Genomic DNA, 16,164 nt, shown 5'->3' with positions numbered 1-16,164 from the left:
TTACCTTATCCTTAATTCAGTATTATCAAAAAAAATTTTTAAAAAGAAAGCCGCACCTCACAGCGGCTTTCTTTTTTGTAACAACTGAAAATTTCAATTGTGAATATTTTATAATGAAGTTTATATATCATTTTCAATTATATTCAAATAATACAACAGCCATAAGCCCTAGGCACAGGCCCGCTATTTCCTTATGCGAAAGTGCTTCACTGTAAACAAACCAATTAACCAGGGAAAGTAACACGACGTTGAAAATTAAAAACAATACGGAAGCAATTACGATGTTTTTAAACGTGAAACTATAGGCCAAAAAGCTGAGACCCACCACATAAAATAGCATCCCAAAAGCAAAGTATGTTTTACTGTTGTTGATGACCCAGTTCTTCATAAACAAATCGCCAAATGTATCAAACAGCGCCCCAATGGTAATGTAAAGTATTGCATTATTCATCTTAAAAAATTTTAATTTGAAATATTCTTGGGAATCTAAAACATCTCGAATTTAGATTGTTATTAAGACAATCCTCAAATTTTTTAGTGAATGGGCTGTTTTTTTTAGTGAAGTATAATTATGATTGTTGCAATAATTGCCTAAGCTGGTTTTTTTTGGAATTACTTACGGGGATTTCCACGTTGTTTATTAGCAGAGAATCTGTCTTTAAAGATTCAATCTTCAGAAGATTGACAAAATAGGACCGATGTGTTTTCGTGAATTTTTCCGAATTCAATTGAGAGGCAAGAAACTTTAGCGTTTTTGGAACCAAATATTCCCGTTCGGAAGTTATTACATAACAATAATTGTCAAATGCCTTTAAATAAAGTATTTGTGACTGTCTGATTTTATAAAGTTCACTGTTTGCTGAAAAGGAAAGATATTCCTCGTCGTTTTTATAATTGTTCCAAGCAATTTCAATATTGCTCCTTAGGCCATTTTCGGTAAATGGTTTAACGATATAGCCCAGCGGCCGTGTTTCTTTTACTCTTTTTATGGTATGTGGGTCGGTCTGCGAGGTTAGGTATAGGTACGGAATTTCAAGGCTGTCCAATTTTTCCGCGAGATGAACACCATCTTTTTTGCCGTCCAGTTGAATGTCAACCAGTACCAAATCTGGATTTTTTTGGTTTATTTCACTAAAAGCTTCCTCAAAATTGTCAGCAGTGCCACAAATTCCATAACCGTGCTTTTTTAAAGCGGTTTCTATGGTAAAGGAAATTAATGGATCGTCTTCTACTATGTAGATTTTCAATTGGCCCACAAGGTTTTTTCTTAAAGATACTAAAGTATTTCAAACTTTTTGATGTTTAAAACCACTTCGGTTCCGTTATTTTCTGAAGACTTGTAATTCAAGGTGGCCCTTAATTTTTTCGCAAGCGTGTTCATCAGTTTTATTCCAAAGGAAGTTTCCTTAATTTCACCATTAAACCCTTTCCCGTTATCGATAACTTTTAAAACCAGGGTGTCATCTTTCTTTTTAAAATCAATAGAAAGCAAACTTTCCGAAGTAATATCCTCAAAAGCATGTTTTAGTACGTTAATTATCAATTCGTTAAGAATAAGCCCGATGGGAGTTATGGTTTCAATGCTAAGCACGATGGGTTCAATATTTAGCACATACGGTAATTTTTCTTTTTTGAATTGATGCGTCTCAAAAATATCCTTGGTCAGGGCCTCCAAATATTCCTTGCTGTCAATGCCCACTAATTGGTCTTTGTTGTAAAGCCTTTGATGTATCAAAACCATGGATCGAACCCTGTTCTGGGCTTCGCGAAGGGCAATCTGCGCTTCTTTATCAACCATGTTTTCAGATTGCAGATAGAGCAAGGATGAAACTATTTGAAAGCTATTTTTTACACGATGGTGTGTTTCCTTTAAAAGTACATTTTTCTCATCTATGGTTGCTTCCAGCAGTTTTTTCTGTTTGGCGAGGAATAAATTCTTCTTTCTGTTTTTATAAAAGAAAAATCCTAAAAACGCAGCAAATAAAAACCCGATAATAGAAAGGATGGAATACAACCTGCTCTCTTTTTCGCTGGCAATAATTTCAGCATTCTTTAGCGCTGAGGTTTTGTTGAACTCAAACTCCATTTCCTGTTGGGTCTGCTTCTTTATGTTTTTTTCATTGAAAATAGTTTCCCTTGCATCCACATACAGCTCATAATTTGCAATAGCTTCTTTGTAGTTTCCCATAGCTTTATGGGCATTGTACAAACATTCACAGGCCCTTGAAAAAACCTGTAGATTTTCAGTTGAAGAAGTCATTTCCTTAGCTTTTTTGCAATCATTGATCGCCAGGTCATATTTTTCCTGTTTAAGATAGTGATCGCCCCTATACGTAAGTGATTCGGAGAGTTTTCCGGTAATATTGCTGCTTTCATAAAAGGAAATTGCTGTATTTAAATACGGCAAGCCTTCTTCAAAATTATTCAGGTTTGTATGGGCAATGCCAATATTCAAATCTGAATTTACCAGCAATAATGGCGGCGCTTTGCCTTTTTCCTTTAATTTCTTGCCTTCAAGAAACGCCTCTAAAGCCTTTTCATACTTTTGGGTGTTTAAATACAAATCTCCCTTGTTTGTCATAAAAACACCTGCCGCTATAAAAGAGCTGTCCTGCAATGCCGCTCTATAACCCTTGTCATAGTAATAGGTTGCCTTTTCATACTCCTCCATTTGGTTATAAAAATTGGCAATGCTATTGTCCAGGGCCAGACGCTCTTTTTTATAAATTAATTTTTCGTCGGCCCGCAGACTTGTGGTATCCACTTTATCCAGAAATTCCTGTGATTTTAAAGTAAGTGCAAGTGCCTTGGGCATATCTCCTTTAAGAACATATACCCCGCCTTCTGTATTTAAAACGGAAGACCTTAAAAATGGTAATTCTTCATCCCTGATAAAGTCTTTTGATTTTTGAATGTAATAAAGCGAAGAGTCTAAATTTGTGTTGTAGTAATAATAATTGGCATAGTAATAATATGTGGTTGCAAGCAATTTGGGAACATTTGTTTTTTTTGAAATTTCCTCCGATTTCTGTATCAAAGCTAAACTTCCCGCCCCATACCGCAGTTTGCTTGTCGCCCTGCTTAAGGAAGTTATTTTTTCATCGGCAGTGGGAATTTTTTCAGTAGCTTTTAAAATGGAATCAATAGCCGCAGAATTAACTTGCCGCTCATTTTGGGAAACGCAAGCAAAGGCAATTATAAATGCTAAAACTGAAAGTGAGGTTTTCAAATTTGTTTGCTAAACTTTTTCTAAAATACATTTTTAATCCCATAAAAGATAACAACTTGCAAATTATAAAATTATAGTGTTCTTTTTGCCTTTCAAAAAACCAAAAAATAAAATATATCCATAACAAGCTATTATTAAAAACAGCGCAAACTTAAACCCAATATTATCTGTTAAAAAACCATAGGCCGGTGGAATAACCGCACCACCTACAATGGCCATACAAAGCAATCCCGAGGCTTGCGGTTTTAAATCGCCCAAGCCATCAATCGTTAAAGCAAAAATGGTCGGGAACATTATGGAATTGAACAGTCCCACCGCCAAAATGGACCACATGGAAACCAACCCATACGTATGCATGGAGATGAGCAACATAAGCACGGCCATTGCGGCAAAAATAGAAAGCACCTTTGTGGGTTTTATTATTCGGGTAAGGTAAGCGCCCACAAATCTTCCCACCATCGCGCCGCTCCAATAGAAAACCACAAAAGCACCCACAATGGCTTTATTGTCTATTTTTCCTAAATCGGTATTTAAAAGGTTTTCGGCAAGGTATTTCATCGTTTCATTTTGAAGGATTATTTCAGAAATATTCATACTCATAAAATAATTCACCAAATAACTGCCGATGGCCACTTCGGCACCAACATACAGAAAAATGCCGAGCGCCCCGAGCATAACGATTTTGTTTTTCAGCAATTTTCCGTAACCGCCCACGGGGCTTTTTTCCAAAATCTTCGGAAGTTTTATAAAAACGAACATTAAGGCCAAAAACCCAATAAAAGCAGCAATAAAAAGAAAGGGCGTTTGTACTGCGGAAGCTTCGGAAACGTAATAAGCACTGCGGTCCACATCGGTCAAAACCGAAATCTCTTCTGAAGATTTAATCGTATCACTCAACAAAAAAGACGCGCCAATCAAAGGGGCAATTGCCGTTCCCAATGAATTGAAAGCCTGTGAAAGGTTTAAACGGCTTGAAGCGCCATCTTCGCTACCCAAAACCGAAACGTATGGATTGGCGGCCACTTGCAGTACGGTTATTCCGCCAGCGAGCGTGAAATAGGCCACCAAAAAAATCCAAAAAACCCTTTCGGATGCGGCTGGATAAAAAAGCAGGCAGCCCAAGGCCATAGTAACCAGGCCTACGATTATTCCTTTTTGATACCCGATTCGAGAAAGCAAAGCTCCCGCGGGAACTGAAATTACCAAATATGCCAAAAAGAAAGCAAATTGCACCAGTCCCGCCTGAAAATAACTGAGTTCAAAAACGTCTTTTAATCGTGGAATCAAACTATCTACCAAAACGGTGATAAACCCCCAAAGGAAAAAAAGTACGGTAACGGTAATAAAGGCTGAGCGGAAGGATTTTTTTTCGGTCATGGTTGAATGATGTTATTGATGCTGTGGATACTATTGTTTTCCCTTTGTACCCTCTCCTCTTTGTGGTAAACCTATCCACCACAGAGTCACAGAGAGCAAGGTTTTTTATTTTTTATCATAAAAATCCGAAGCTATATTTTCGTTTTTATCATTTTGGTATTTTGTTACCCAAAAACCATCATGAATGGCATAGTGGCCTGTTTCCCCTTTTTTGTTCACGGCAATATAACCCACTTGAAAATCTTTATAGTTCGGACTCTTTTTAATAATTCTTCCTATCGCTTCCTCGCAAGCTTGTTGCGGGGTTTTGCCTTGACGCATCAATTCCACAATCAAAAAACTGCCGACGGTTTTTAAAACTTCCTCACCAAGACCCGTTGCTGTCGCGCCGCCAATTTCATTATCGATAAAAAGCCCCGAACCAATTATTGGCGAGTCACCCACGCGTCCGGCCATTTTGTATGCCAAGCCGCTTGTGGTACAGCCGCCCGAAATATCACCGTTTTTGTCAATGGCGAGCATGCCGATGGTGTCGTGGTTTTCAATATTTATAATGGGTTTATATTGCGAGGTTTTTTTCCATTCCTTCCAGGCTTTATTTGAGGCTTCCGTAAGCAAATTTGTTTTTTCAAAACCTTTGGAATAGGCAAATTGTTCGGCCCCTTTTCCTGCTAAGATTACATGTGGCGTATCTTCCATCACTTTTCGCGCCACTGAAATTGGGTGCATAATATGCTGAAGATAGACCACTGCACCATAATTGCCTTTGCTGTCCATTATGCAGGCGTCCAGCGTAACGTTGCCATCGCGGTCGGGCAAGCCGCCGATGCCCACGGATTGTCCTTCGGCATTTGCTTCCTCAATATTGCAGCCTTTTTCCACGGCATCGAGTGCAGATTTTCCTTCCTGCAAAACGCGCCAGGCTTCGGCGGTGCTATCGTTTACATTCCAAGTGGCTATTACCATTGGGAATCCTGAAGCATTATTTTGAGAATCCTTTTCTTCTGAAATGGAAGTTTTAATTTCCGAAGCGAAAACATAGGGACCTACGGCAATTCCCAAAGTGGAAAGCGATGCATTTTGAATAAATTTTCTGCGTTTCATATAATTTTGGTTTCAGGTTTCAGGCTTTAATTTTTAAATTTAAGTGGTCATGATTCGTGTTTCCCATTAGTCCAGTTTCATTTAATTTCTATCTCATCCACAAAGAGCCAAGCCTTTCCGCCGTAACCCAAATGTCCTTTTGGTAGGTCGCCGAAGTTTTTAGCTGAAATTTTAATGAATTGGATATTTTTATCTACTTCAAATTCTATCGTTTTTATTTCAGTTTCTTCCGAAAGTTTTTCGGCATCTATTTTTTGAATCGGCAAGTTGGTAAAATCCGTTCCATTCTCCGAAACCGAGCAACTAATCTCGGTGGGATAAAAAATCCAGCTGCGTTGATCCTGCAGAAAATTTATTGAAACGGTTTGTACACCTTTTTTAGAACCTAAATCGACAGTGGCTTTTAAATCTGTATCGTGGTAGCCTTGCCACGTGCCAGTTCTAAAATCAATCGCACCGTGAACACCGTCAATTAAGGCATTCTCGCCTCCACCGTTGTATTGGTTTGCATATTCGGTTTCCAGTTTTATGCTGAGGTTTGGGTCTATTTTGTAAAAATGAGTGGAAAGAATTTTGCTTTCTTTTCCATATCCATTGGATGCGTAGGTTCTAAATTCAGTTTCTTCGGAAATTGTAAATGGTTTAGTATAAATTCTAAAGTCAGAATTGTTCAAACTGTATAAAATTTCAGATTCAGAAATAGGTATACCCAGCGAAATTTCAGTTTCATTTTTAAAAGCTACATCGCCTTTCGAGATAAATGGCGCTGGAAGAATTAAGTTTTCGGTGATTTCGGTTTTCGGAACTTCTTCATCTTTTGTGGCCCATTTAGAAGGTTTGTCGGTCATTTTAAAAACCAATTTTCCGCCCGCCATAATTTCAGAATGCTTTATAAAACTTCGCTTCAAGGGTTTTCCATTCAAAGTTGCCGATGCTATGTATTTGTGGGTGTCCGAAAGATTTTCTGCAGAAATTTCAAACTTTTTTCCGTCTTCCAAATTGATTGTAGCCATTTCAAACAAAGGCGTCCCGATAATGTATTGATTACTAACAGGCGTGACCGGATAAAAACCCATAGCACTGAAAACGTACCACGCACTCATCTGCCCGCAGTCTTCATTGCCCGAAATTCCGTCGGGGGCGTTTTGGTACATTTCATTTAGAATTTGATGGACTTTTTCTTGGGTTTTCGCAGGTTTGTTAACGAAATTGTAAAGATAGGCCATATGATGGCTCGGCTCATTTCCATGGGCGTATTGACCAATAAGTCCGGTAATATCGGCCTGTTGGCGACCCGAAGTTTCTTGTTTTGCCGTGAAAAGTTTATCGAGCTGTTTTTCAAATTCAGTCTTTCCGCCCATTAAATTTATAAGTCCCGAAATATCCTGCGGAGCGTAAAAACTGTACTGCCACGAATTTGCTTCAGTGTAATTGAAATTTACTTCGTACGGGTCAAAAGGCGCAAACCAAGTATTGCGGAAACGACCGCGCATAAACTTGGTTTCGGGGTCGAAAACGTTTTTGTAGTATTGCGCTCTTTCAGAAAAAATTTGATAATCTTCTGTTTTTCCCATCGCTTTCGCCATTTCCGCAATCGTCCAGTCGTCATAGGCATATTCCAAAGTTTTTGAAACCGATTCGCTCTCTTCTTCCACAGGAATAAAACCGAATTCCTTATAGCTTTTCAAACCCAATTTATCCTGCATCGCGCTGTGTTTCATAGCTTCAAAAGCTTTTTCGGCATCAAACCCGCGAATACCTTTTAAATAAGCATCGGCGATTACGGGAACGGCGTGATAGCCAATCATACAGCCAGTGTAATTGGCCGCCAATGGCCAAATGGGGAGGATTCCGCCTTCGTCGTGTTTCGCTAAAAGTGAATTTATAAAGTGATTGGTGCGTTCTTTTTCAATGATGGTATAAAGTGGATGTGCGGCGCGATAGGTGTCCCAAAGCGAAAAGACGGTGTAGTTTTCAAAATCGTTGCTTTGGTGAATTTCCAAATCCATTCCGCGGTAACGGCCATCAACGTCTTGATACAGATTTGGTGCAATCATCGTATGATAAAGCGCTGTGTAAAAAATGGTTCTTTGATTTTCGTTTTGGGTTTCGATTTCGATTTTGCCCAGCTGTTTTTCCCAAGCAGTTTCGGCTTCTTCTTTTATTTGCTGAAATGTTTTGTTACCAATTTCAGCTTCCAGATTTTTCTTTGCACCGGCTTCATTAACTGCTGAAATTGCTGCTTTAATTTCAAGTTCGTTTACTTCGGAAAGGTCGAATTCAAAGGCAGCTTTTACCATTTCGCCTTCAGTTTTATCGTTTAAAAAGGTTACTTTTTTATAGGGTCGGGAAAACTGAATGTTGAAGAACAATCGTTGGTCTTTTGCCCAAGCATCAGAATGGCGATGGCCAGTAATTTCGGTTTTTGAAAGAATTTTTATTTCAGAGCTCAATACTTTATCGCGATGAGCGAGATCGAGAATTACGATCTGTTTTGAATTCTTCGGAAAAGTGTACTGATGGATACCGCTACGTTTTGAAACCGTAAGTTCCACTTCAATATTCGTATCATCCAAAAGAACTTTGTAAAAACCCGGAGAAGCCGTTTCGTTTTCGTGTGAAAAATGTGCGCGATAGCCACTTTTTCCATCTGCGCCATTGTTGAAATTTACAGTATTTGTAGGCATCAAAAGCACATCGCCATAATCGCTCACGCCGGTTCCGCTAAGGTGGGTGTGCGAAAAACCGTAAATATATTCATCACTATAATGGTAGCCGCTGCAGCCATCCCAACCGTCCAAACGGGTGTCGGGGCTTAACTGCATCATTCCGAAAGGCATCGTTGCACCGGGATAGGTGTGGCCGTGACCGCCCGTGCCTATAAATGGATTTACAAAGGAAGTCAGTTTTTCAGAAGAAATTTGCTGTGAAAAACTGAAAGCAGAGCACACAAAAAGAAGTAGGGATAGGGTGTTTCGCATTTCAAAAAAATATTTCGAAAAGATACTAAAAACCGTTAAAATAAAGTGAAGTAGCATTTCAGTTTTTTGAAACTCACTACCTTTAAAAATTCTTTCTACTTTATGCGTTGGTTCATTTTTATAATCATTTACATTCTTGTTGATATTTATGCCTTTCAGGCCATAAAAACGATTACCAAAAATCCTTGGGTTCACGGTTTTTATGTTTTCATTTCTTTAGCGGTATTGGCTGGGCTTATTTATGAACTTTCCTTTTTGGGTTCCGCAAAAATGATGGAGCCTCCAAAAATGTATTTCTTCGGAATTTTCCTGGCTGTCTTTGTTCCAAAATTGATCATAATCGTGTTTATGTTTGGCGAAGACATAGCACGTTTTTTTGTCGGAATATTTATGAAAATAGCTGGCAGTGATAATTCACAATTTATGGCCTCCCGCAGAAAATTTGTGAGTACCATTGCTTTGGGGATTGCGGCAATCCCTTTTGCCTCGCTGCTTTACGGAATGATTCAGGGGAAGTATAATTACAAAGTGTTGAAATATGCTTTGGAATTTGACGATCTGCCAGATGCCTTTGACGGTTTTACACTCACACAAATTAGTGACATCCACAGCGGAAGTTTTGATAATCAAAATAAAGTGGAGTATGCTGTAAATCTTATTAATGAACAGCAAAGCGATGTAATACTTTTTACGGGCGATTTGGTAAACAATATCGCTGATGAGATGAACGATTGGAAAGTGCTATTTTCAACTTTGAAAGCTCCTGAGGGTGTTTTTTCGGTTTTGGGAAACCACGATTACGGCGATTATGTGAAGTGGGAAAGTGCTTCAGAAAAATTTGAAAACCTTCAGAATTTAAAAAATCTTCAAAAAGAAATGGGCTGGAATCTGTTGCTGAACGAAAATCGGTACCTTCAGCGAAGTGGTCAGAAAATAGCCTTAATAGGGGTTGAAAATTGGGGTGAGAACGGGTTTAAACAGGCTGGCGATCTGGATAAAGCCTGCGAAGGAATTTCAAAAGACGATTTCAAAATTTTGATGAGCCACGATCCATCACATTGGCAGGCAAAAGTAAAAGATGATCCCCGCCATTTTCACTTAACACTGAGCGGCCATACCCACGGGATGCAGTTTGGCATTGAAATACCGGGAATATTAAAATGGAGCCCCATAAAGTACAGATATAAAAACTGGGCAGGAATTTATGAGGAATTTGGAAGGTATATAAATGTGAATCGAGGTTTTGGGTTTTTGGGTTATCCGGGAAGGGTAGGGATCTGGCCGGAAATCACTGTTATCCAACTTAAAAAGAAACAGAATACCGTATAATAATCGGGAAATGTTATATTTGTAAATACAATTGTTCAACTAACACATTAGGCAAATGTCAAAATTTGGAGAATTAATTGAAACAAGAGTTCCGGTTCTGCTGGACTTTTATGCTGAATGGGACGACGCCTGCAAGGAAATGCACCCCGTGTTGAGAGATGTTGCGGCTGCACTTGGCGACAAAGCCCGCGTCATTAAAATTGACGTTGAAAAGAACAAAGAACTGGCCGAAGCACTTCGGGTTAAAGGACTTCCCACGTTAATGATCTATAAAAATGGCGAAATGAAATGGCGCCAAAGCGGGGAACAGGATGCCAATACGCTAATTGGTCTCGTAAACGAATATATTTAGACCCTCTAAACCCCTCATTTATTTATCAGTACATTCCTTTATTTCATAAAAAAATATGGAAAAAAGAGTATTTTGGTAAGTATTTTCTTCTTTTCCCCCTATTTCTTTTAGTTTATTGGATTTTCTACAATAAAAGTTAAAATTTAAAATTTTATCGTTAAAGTGATTGTAAATTCGGATTAAGTCTTTTAATTTGTCCGAAAAATTTTACATTATCCCCAACTGCTATGAAAAAATCCTACACTCCTTCTTCCTTAATTGGAGGAATCGTTCTTTTTGTTCTTTTATTTTCCGCATCGGCTATCCAAGCGCAGGTGGGAATTGGGACAACGAACCCCCATGCCTCTTCGGCACTTGATATTACATCAACAACCCAGGGTTTGTTATTGCCGCGAATGACAACTGCGCAACGTAACATATTAAGTGCTACTGCTGCTAATAGTCTAGTGGTTTACGACACTGACTTAAAGTCGTTTTATTATTTTGACGCAACGGCACTTCCTGCGCCGGGAACTTGGGTGAAAATAAATGCAGCTGCCAATCAAAGGGATAATTATAAGTTGGTGAAATCTGTGTCAGATTTTCCAACTCCATCAGGTGGTAAAATTACATTAGACGAAAATACCTTGTACGAAATAAATGGATTAATAACTTTAACTGATCCGATAGAACTAAACGATGCACAACTTTTAGGACGTGATGCGGGAGAAGACATATTATTTAAGGCTACAGGTAATGTATTTACTGGAACTACTGGAGGTAATATTAAAAATTTAACGATCACTGGGGGAGGAACTGTTTTTGCAATTACTGGTGGAACTGCACTTTTGTTTCAAAATTGTATTGTTTCTGGTATGGCTAGTGTTGGGACAATCTCAAATGTAGGACTTTATTTTGGAAATATTGTGCAATTTGTTGGTAATACAACAGGTATTACTTATACAAGTATAGGAAATTTACTTTTAAACAATCAGGCATGGCCGGATTCTAATAACGGAACCTTTGAAACATTCACGGGAACCTTTGGATTGATTGAAAAAGTGAGTGGTTTTAGTTCTGTCAATGGCTCAGATGTAGCATTGGACGTGAGTTCAAACCCGACTGTTGGAAGTGGGGTTTTACAAGGGACGGTTTTTTCTGGAACAACATCTGCTCCCAATGGATATATAAAAAAATATACTACAGGGTCTTATCCTGGTTATAGTTTTACAAATTCGTGGACGGTGAACTGTCCAGGAATACCGAGAGAATCTGATGATGTTTCATCAGGGAATATATATTATAATGGTACCATCACCACGGGCTTTGTACAGACTGTAACAAATGGCAATGAGTTCAATCTTTCGGGAACTTCGCCAAACTTAAACACAACAACTGCAGTAAATTTGTTTAGGGTCTCTTCTCCGCAAAATAATCGGTTGACCTATCTTGGAAAAAAAACCAGAACTTTTCAAATCAACGCTTCTCTTTCTGTAAGGGGTAATAGTGGGACTGGAGATTACTATGCATTTTTCATTAAAAAAAATGGGGCTACAGGAACATCATTAGTTGAAACTAATACATTGATGAGAGTAAATAATACTTCCGATATTTCAAGTAATTCTATTTCGGGTACCGTGGAATTGGCACCAAATGATTACATAGAAATTTGGGGGCAAAGGTTGACCGGAAACGGAACAACTAGTATCACTGTATTTTCATTAAATGTTAATTTAAAATAATTATCACACTAAAGAGGTGTACATAACCAGCCTTTCTTCCCAATAAATTCCAAGACCTTCGGCAACACATACCGAAGGTTTTTTTCTGCCTTTAAGCTATCGTGAAATACGATTACACTTCCGGGCTTTATGTTTTTCAGTACATTATGAAGGCATTTTTCTGGAGAAGTATTGGCGTCATAATCATAGCTAATAATATCCCACATCACAATTTTAAAACCTTTGCGCTGAAGAATTTTCGCTTGTTTTGAAGTGATTTTTCCATAGGGCGGTCTGAATAATCTTGAATCTTGAATCTTGAATTTTGAATTGTTTCCCATCCGTCTATCAGCTTTGTCAACATTTTCAATATATTCGGAAGTGGCTGTTTTCCAACCGTTCAAATGATTAAAGGTGTGATTGCCCACCGAATGGCCTTCGGAAAGAATTCTTTGGAAAATTTCGGAATGCTTTTGAACATTTTCGCCTATGCAGAAAAAGGTGGCTTTTGCATTGTACTTTTTTAACTCATCCAAAACCCAAGGGGTTACTTCAGGAATTGGGCCGTCGTCAAATGTGAGATAAACTGAATCTCTTTTATGTGGAAATGCCCAGATTCGTTCAGGGTATAACCGCTGGATAAATCTGGGCATTTTTACCAAATTGAATTTCAAAGTATTTTAATTTACGGGCACATCTTCGTTAACCTGATTGGTTGGCTCTAGCTCCATTTCCTCCAAAAGAGTTGAGTCCAGTGGGATTTCAATGGTGGAGTCTTTTTCTACGTCTTTGTCTAAGTCCATAGCCTCATCTGGAGAGTAAAAGTGGCGGAAGAGCTTTAAATAGTCGTTAAACTCCTTTGCCTCGGCTCTGCCATATTGTTCTTCGTCATACACAACCACCAGTTGTACTAGGCCGCGGTAACGCTCCATATCGCTAATTATATCTTCGGCGATGGCACGTTGTCTATTAAATTTCAAACTATTGTAATAAATTAAATTTTCTTGATATTTTTTGGAAACATCTTCATAAACCTTGCGAGCTTTTTCGGGTTTGTCAAGCTCGTAGTAACCAATAACAAATGGTTCCAAAAGGGAATAATATTCAAAATAATTTATTGGCATCTTCTCCATTGCAAGATCCAACACCTTTTCGGCCTTTTCATTCTTATCTTCATTTATAAGTGCTTCTGCAAGCCGTGCTAGATTACTTCTGTAAGTAATTCCGTTTCTTCTGGTCTCGGTATCGTGGTAAATGTCTGGGCTACCGCTATTGCCCCAATCCCAAGACATAACAATATCATACATTTTATCTGTATCAATTCTTCCCATATCAAAAGGACTTCTTTTGTTTAAAGGCGTTTTAATGGGAACTAATTTATAAACCACTCCGTCCAGCTGCAGATAATCTTTCATCCACAAATAATCATCATCACCAAAGCTTCCGCCGCTGAAATAAATAGGCCGTTCCCAATTATTGTTGGCGATAATGTCAAGCATCATCATTCTGTTTTTATAAATAATATCACCTTTAAGATTAATGTCTATATATGGAACAATCTTATCAGCATCTTTTTCATCAACTATACCATTACGTAATACCGCTTCTTTATCTACGGGTATTCTAATAATTTTTGAAGGAAAAGTGTTTACTTGTTGTCCACTAGGAAGCTCCATTTGGGTTGCCGGGCTGTCATTGGCCACAAAATTCATCCATGTTTTAATATCAATGGTATCTTGAGTGGTTTGTTGATATATTAAGAAATCGCGTGTTCCCCAACGGTATTTGTTATGCGCTAGTTGTGAGGGGATAGGGTCACTGGTAAAGGCCTTCTTCTTCATATCATCAATATACCAATCTGTCTGGAACAAGCTAGTGTTTACGATACGTACATCTTGCCTATAGCCTTCAATATTTTGGGCATACCAGAGTGCAAAGGTATCATTATCGCCAATGGTGAAGAGAATCGCGTTTTTATCGCAGGAGTCCAGATACATTTTGGCCATACTCTGCGCAGTATATCGGTTACTTCGGTCGTGGTCGTCCCAATTCTGGGTGGCGAGCAAAACTGGTGCTGCCAAAGTGGTAATGGCAAGTACCACAGGCAGTGCTATTTTCGGTTTTAAATAATCTTTTGCTAGGTCAAAAAGAGCATAGACACCATAGCCTATCCAAATTGCAAAAACATAGAAGCTTCCTACAAGCGCATAATCACGCTCCCGTGGCTCAAAAGGTCTTTCGTTTAGATAAACTTTAAGTGCCAATCCTGTGAAGAGAAAAAACACAAGCAAGACCCAAAAGCTCTTTTGGTCATTTTTAAAATGAAATACCAAGCCTATAATTCCTAAGATAAGTGGAAGGAAAAAGTAAGTATTGCGCGCCTTATTTTCTTTCATGTCTGTGGTAAGTTGGTCTTGATTGCCCAGACGTAGTTCATCTATAAATTTTATTCCGCTTATCCAATTTCCGTGAAGATCTGTGTATTGCCCCTGTACGTCGTCCTGTCTTCCCGCGAAATTCCACATAAAATAACGCCAGTACATATATCCAAACTGAAACTCGAACATAAACTTCATGTTTTGGAAAAAGGACGGTTTTTGGATGTCGAGATATTGTCCGAAATTTTTCAGAAACTTATCATAATCGCTTTTATCAACCAGGCCTTGATTATATGCCTGCTTAAATTTATTTACTTCATCAACAAGGCGGGGCTCACTCAAGTACTCGCTTTTTACCGAAAAATCCAATCCTCCCGTAAATTCCATGTAGTTGGCGTTGTGCTCTGTACTCCACATACGGGGCATAAAGGCCTTTTGCGAGTCCTCGGTATTTTGGCCGGCATTTTTGTAATTGTTTACGATGATGTATTTTCCCGTAGCTTCATCCTTTTCGTATTTTGGTTTTTCGTCTTTATAAGGGTTTTCTTCATCAAGCCCAACGTAGGTTTCAGTGAAAAGAGGTCCGTAAAAAAGATGGGTTTCTGGGTACTGTTCGCGGTTATAATATGCCAAGAGCTCACGTGCGTTGTTGGGGTTGTTCTCGTTAATTACCGTTCCCGCATTGGCGCGAATAGGCAGCATCAACCAACTTGAAAACCCAATGAATATAAAGAGTACGCACAATAAAAGCGTGTTTAGCTGTACAAATCCTTTTTTTCGGGTCAAACGAAGTCCGTAAATGAATAGCACGATAAAAAGAAGCGCGGCGAAAATGGTTCCGGAGTTAAAGGGAAGCCCGATGCTATTGACAAAGAATAGTTCCGAAGCACTGAAAAATTTCATCGTCATGGGCAATAAAAGCTTGAAGATGAATAAGAGTATGGCTACGGTAACAATATTTGCAATAATGAAGTTTTTTACCGTAACGGTTTTATAATGCTTGAAGAAATACAAAAACCCAATCGCCGGAATAGTAAGTAGGGCCATAAAGTGCACCCCGAAAGAAAGCCCAACGATAAAGGCGATTAAAATTACCCAGCGATTCCCGCGCGGTTCCAGCATTTCGCGCTCCCAGCGGAGGGCGGTGTAAAACAGAACCGACATTAAAAAGGCCGCACTGGCGTAAACTTCGGCCTCTACGGCATTGAACCAAAAGCTATCGGTAAACGCAAATGCCAACGAGCCCACGGCAGCACTTCCAATGATTGCAATGGCGCCAGTTTTTTCTATTTCATTATGTTTGGAAACCAAATTGGTTAACAGTATTGTTAACGACCAAAACATAAATAATATGGTAAATGCGCTGGCGAAAACAGACATTAAGTTAATGGTAAGCGCAATTTGCGAAGCTTCTGCGGCAAAAATGGAGAAAAAAGCGCCGAGCAATTGATAGAGTGGTGCTCCCGGAGGGTGGCCTACCTCTAAGTTACTGGCGGTGGTAATATATTCGCCCGCATCCCAAAAACTGGCGGTAGGCTCCACGGTTAACCAATATGTTGTCAGAGCAATGGCAAAGACAAGCCAACCCGTGATTTTATTCCATTTTGTAAAGTTAAAAGAACCCATAAGCACTTAAAAAATTTTATGGGACGAATTTACTAATAATATAGATAGCCCCAAGTATGTAATTGAGGTAACGTACAATCTGCTTTGA

Annotated in this window: 11 protein-coding genes; 3 read left to right on the top strand and 8 right to left on the bottom strand. The window is 38.9% G+C overall.

The annotated features are described in order from the left end of the window. Nucleotides 1-133: 133 nt before the first annotated feature. From LS48_RS03245 to LS48_RS03220, 6 genes are all read right to left on the bottom strand, one after another. Nucleotides 134-451 carry a hypothetical protein gene (locus LS48_RS03245; RefSeq protein ID WP_062619950.1) on the bottom strand — a complete coding sequence of 106 codons (318 nt, stop codon included), beginning with the start codon at nt 449-451 and terminating at the stop codon, nt 134-136. A 118-nt stretch (nt 452-569) separates the two neighbouring features. Further along, nucleotides 570-1,247 carry a LytR/AlgR family response regulator transcription factor gene (locus LS48_RS03240; RefSeq protein ID WP_162266491.1) on the bottom strand — a complete coding sequence of 226 codons (678 nt, stop codon included), beginning with the start codon at nt 1,245-1,247 and terminating at the stop codon, nt 570-572. Nucleotides 1,248-1,276: 29 nt separating this feature from the next. Then, nucleotides 1,277-3,229, bottom strand: coding sequence for a tetratricopeptide repeat-containing sensor histidine kinase (locus tag LS48_RS03235; RefSeq protein ID WP_062619946.1), 1,953 nt, complete (start codon nt 3,227-3,229; stop codon nt 1,277-1,279). 63 nt (nt 3,230-3,292) lie between these two features. Next, the gene (locus tag LS48_RS03230; protein ID WP_062619943.1) at nt 3,293-4,606 is read right to left on the bottom strand and encodes a sugar MFS transporter; all 1,314 of its coding nucleotides are present in this window, start codon (nt 4,604-4,606) and stop codon (nt 3,293-3,295) included. Between the two features lie 105 nt (nt 4,607-4,711). Next, nucleotides 4,712-5,710: an isoaspartyl peptidase/L-asparaginase family protein gene (locus LS48_RS03225; RefSeq protein WP_062619941.1), complete on the bottom strand. Its 999-nt coding sequence runs from the start codon at nt 5,708-5,710 to the stop codon at nt 4,712-4,714. 77 nt (nt 5,711-5,787) lie between these two features. Then, nucleotides 5,788-8,691 (bottom strand): GH92 family glycosyl hydrolase, encoded by a 2,904-nt coding sequence (locus LS48_RS03220; protein ID WP_062620662.1) that lies wholly within the window; start codon nt 8,689-8,691, stop codon nt 5,788-5,790. Nucleotides 8,692-8,793: 102 nt separating this feature from the next. Between LS48_RS03220 and LS48_RS03215 the strand changes: the two genes are divergently transcribed. From LS48_RS03215 to LS48_RS03205, 3 genes are all read left to right on the top strand, one after another. Further along, on the top strand, nt 8,794-10,020 hold the full coding sequence (locus LS48_RS03215; RefSeq protein WP_062619939.1) for a metallophosphoesterase: 1,227 nt from the start codon (nt 8,794-8,796) through the stop codon (nt 10,018-10,020). 55 nt (nt 10,021-10,075) lie between these two features. Then, nucleotides 10,076-10,372 carry a thioredoxin family protein gene (locus tag LS48_RS03210; RefSeq protein WP_062619937.1) on the top strand — a complete coding sequence of 99 codons (297 nt, stop codon included), beginning with the start codon at nt 10,076-10,078 and terminating at the stop codon, nt 10,370-10,372. 227 nt (nt 10,373-10,599) lie between these two features. Continuing rightward, entirely contained in the window at nt 10,600-12,093 is a 1,494-nt protein-coding gene (locus LS48_RS03205; protein WP_076692406.1) for a phage tail-like protein, read from the top strand. An 8-nt stretch (nt 12,094-12,101) separates the two neighbouring features. Here LS48_RS03205 and LS48_RS03200 read toward each other — a convergent pair whose 3' ends face one another. Both LS48_RS03200 and LS48_RS03195 read right to left on the bottom strand, forming a co-directional pair. Next, nucleotides 12,102-12,725 carry a polysaccharide deacetylase family protein gene (locus LS48_RS03200; RefSeq protein ID WP_062619935.1) on the bottom strand — a complete coding sequence of 208 codons (624 nt, stop codon included), beginning with the start codon at nt 12,723-12,725 and terminating at the stop codon, nt 12,102-12,104. A 27-nt stretch (nt 12,726-12,752) separates the two neighbouring features. Next, nucleotides 12,753-16,076 carry a glycosyltransferase family 117 protein gene (locus LS48_RS03195; RefSeq protein WP_062619933.1) on the bottom strand — a complete coding sequence of 1,108 codons (3,324 nt, stop codon included), beginning with the start codon at nt 16,074-16,076 and terminating at the stop codon, nt 12,753-12,755. Between the last annotated feature and the right edge of the window lie 88 nt (nt 16,077-16,164).

Origin of the sequence: Aequorivita aquimaris (genome assembly GCF_001573155.1) — a bacterium.
GTDB classification, from domain to species: Bacteria; Bacteroidota; Bacteroidia; order Flavobacteriales; family Flavobacteriaceae; genus Aequorivita; species Aequorivita aquimaris.
Note: the sequence above shows the minus strand (reverse complement) of the source record. Positions and strands in the feature narration are given on the sequence as shown.

Bases quoted from the DNA above. Each gene is read 5' to 3' on its own strand.
- LS48_RS03200 (WP_062619935.1), bottom strand. From the start codon at position 12,725: ATGCCCAGATTTATCCAGCGGTTATACCCTGAACGAATCTGGGCATTT.
- LS48_RS03245 (WP_062619950.1), bottom strand. From the start codon at position 451: ATGAATAATGCAATACTTTACATTACCATTGGGGCGCTGTTTGATACA.
- LS48_RS03205 (WP_076692406.1), top strand. From the start codon at position 10,600: ATGAAAAAATCCTACACTCCTTCTTCCTTAATTGGAGGAATCGTTCTT.
- LS48_RS03215 (WP_062619939.1), top strand. From the start codon at position 8,794: ATGCGTTGGTTCATTTTTATAATCATTTACATTCTTGTTGATATTTAT.
- LS48_RS03210 (WP_062619937.1), top strand. From the start codon at position 10,076: ATGTCAAAATTTGGAGAATTAATTGAAACAAGAGTTCCGGTTCTGCTG.
- LS48_RS03220 (WP_062620662.1), bottom strand. From the start codon at position 8,691: ATGCGAAACACCCTATCCCTACTTCTTTTTGTGTGCTCTGCTTTCAGT.
- LS48_RS03230 (WP_062619943.1), bottom strand. From the start codon at position 4,606: ATGACCGAAAAAAAATCCTTCCGCTCAGCCTTTATTACCGTTACCGTA.
- LS48_RS03195 (WP_062619933.1), bottom strand. From the start codon at position 16,076: ATGGGTTCTTTTAACTTTACAAAATGGAATAAAATCACGGGTTGGCTT.
- LS48_RS03225 (WP_062619941.1), bottom strand. From the start codon at position 5,710: ATGAAACGCAGAAAATTTATTCAAAATGCATCGCTTTCCACTTTGGGA.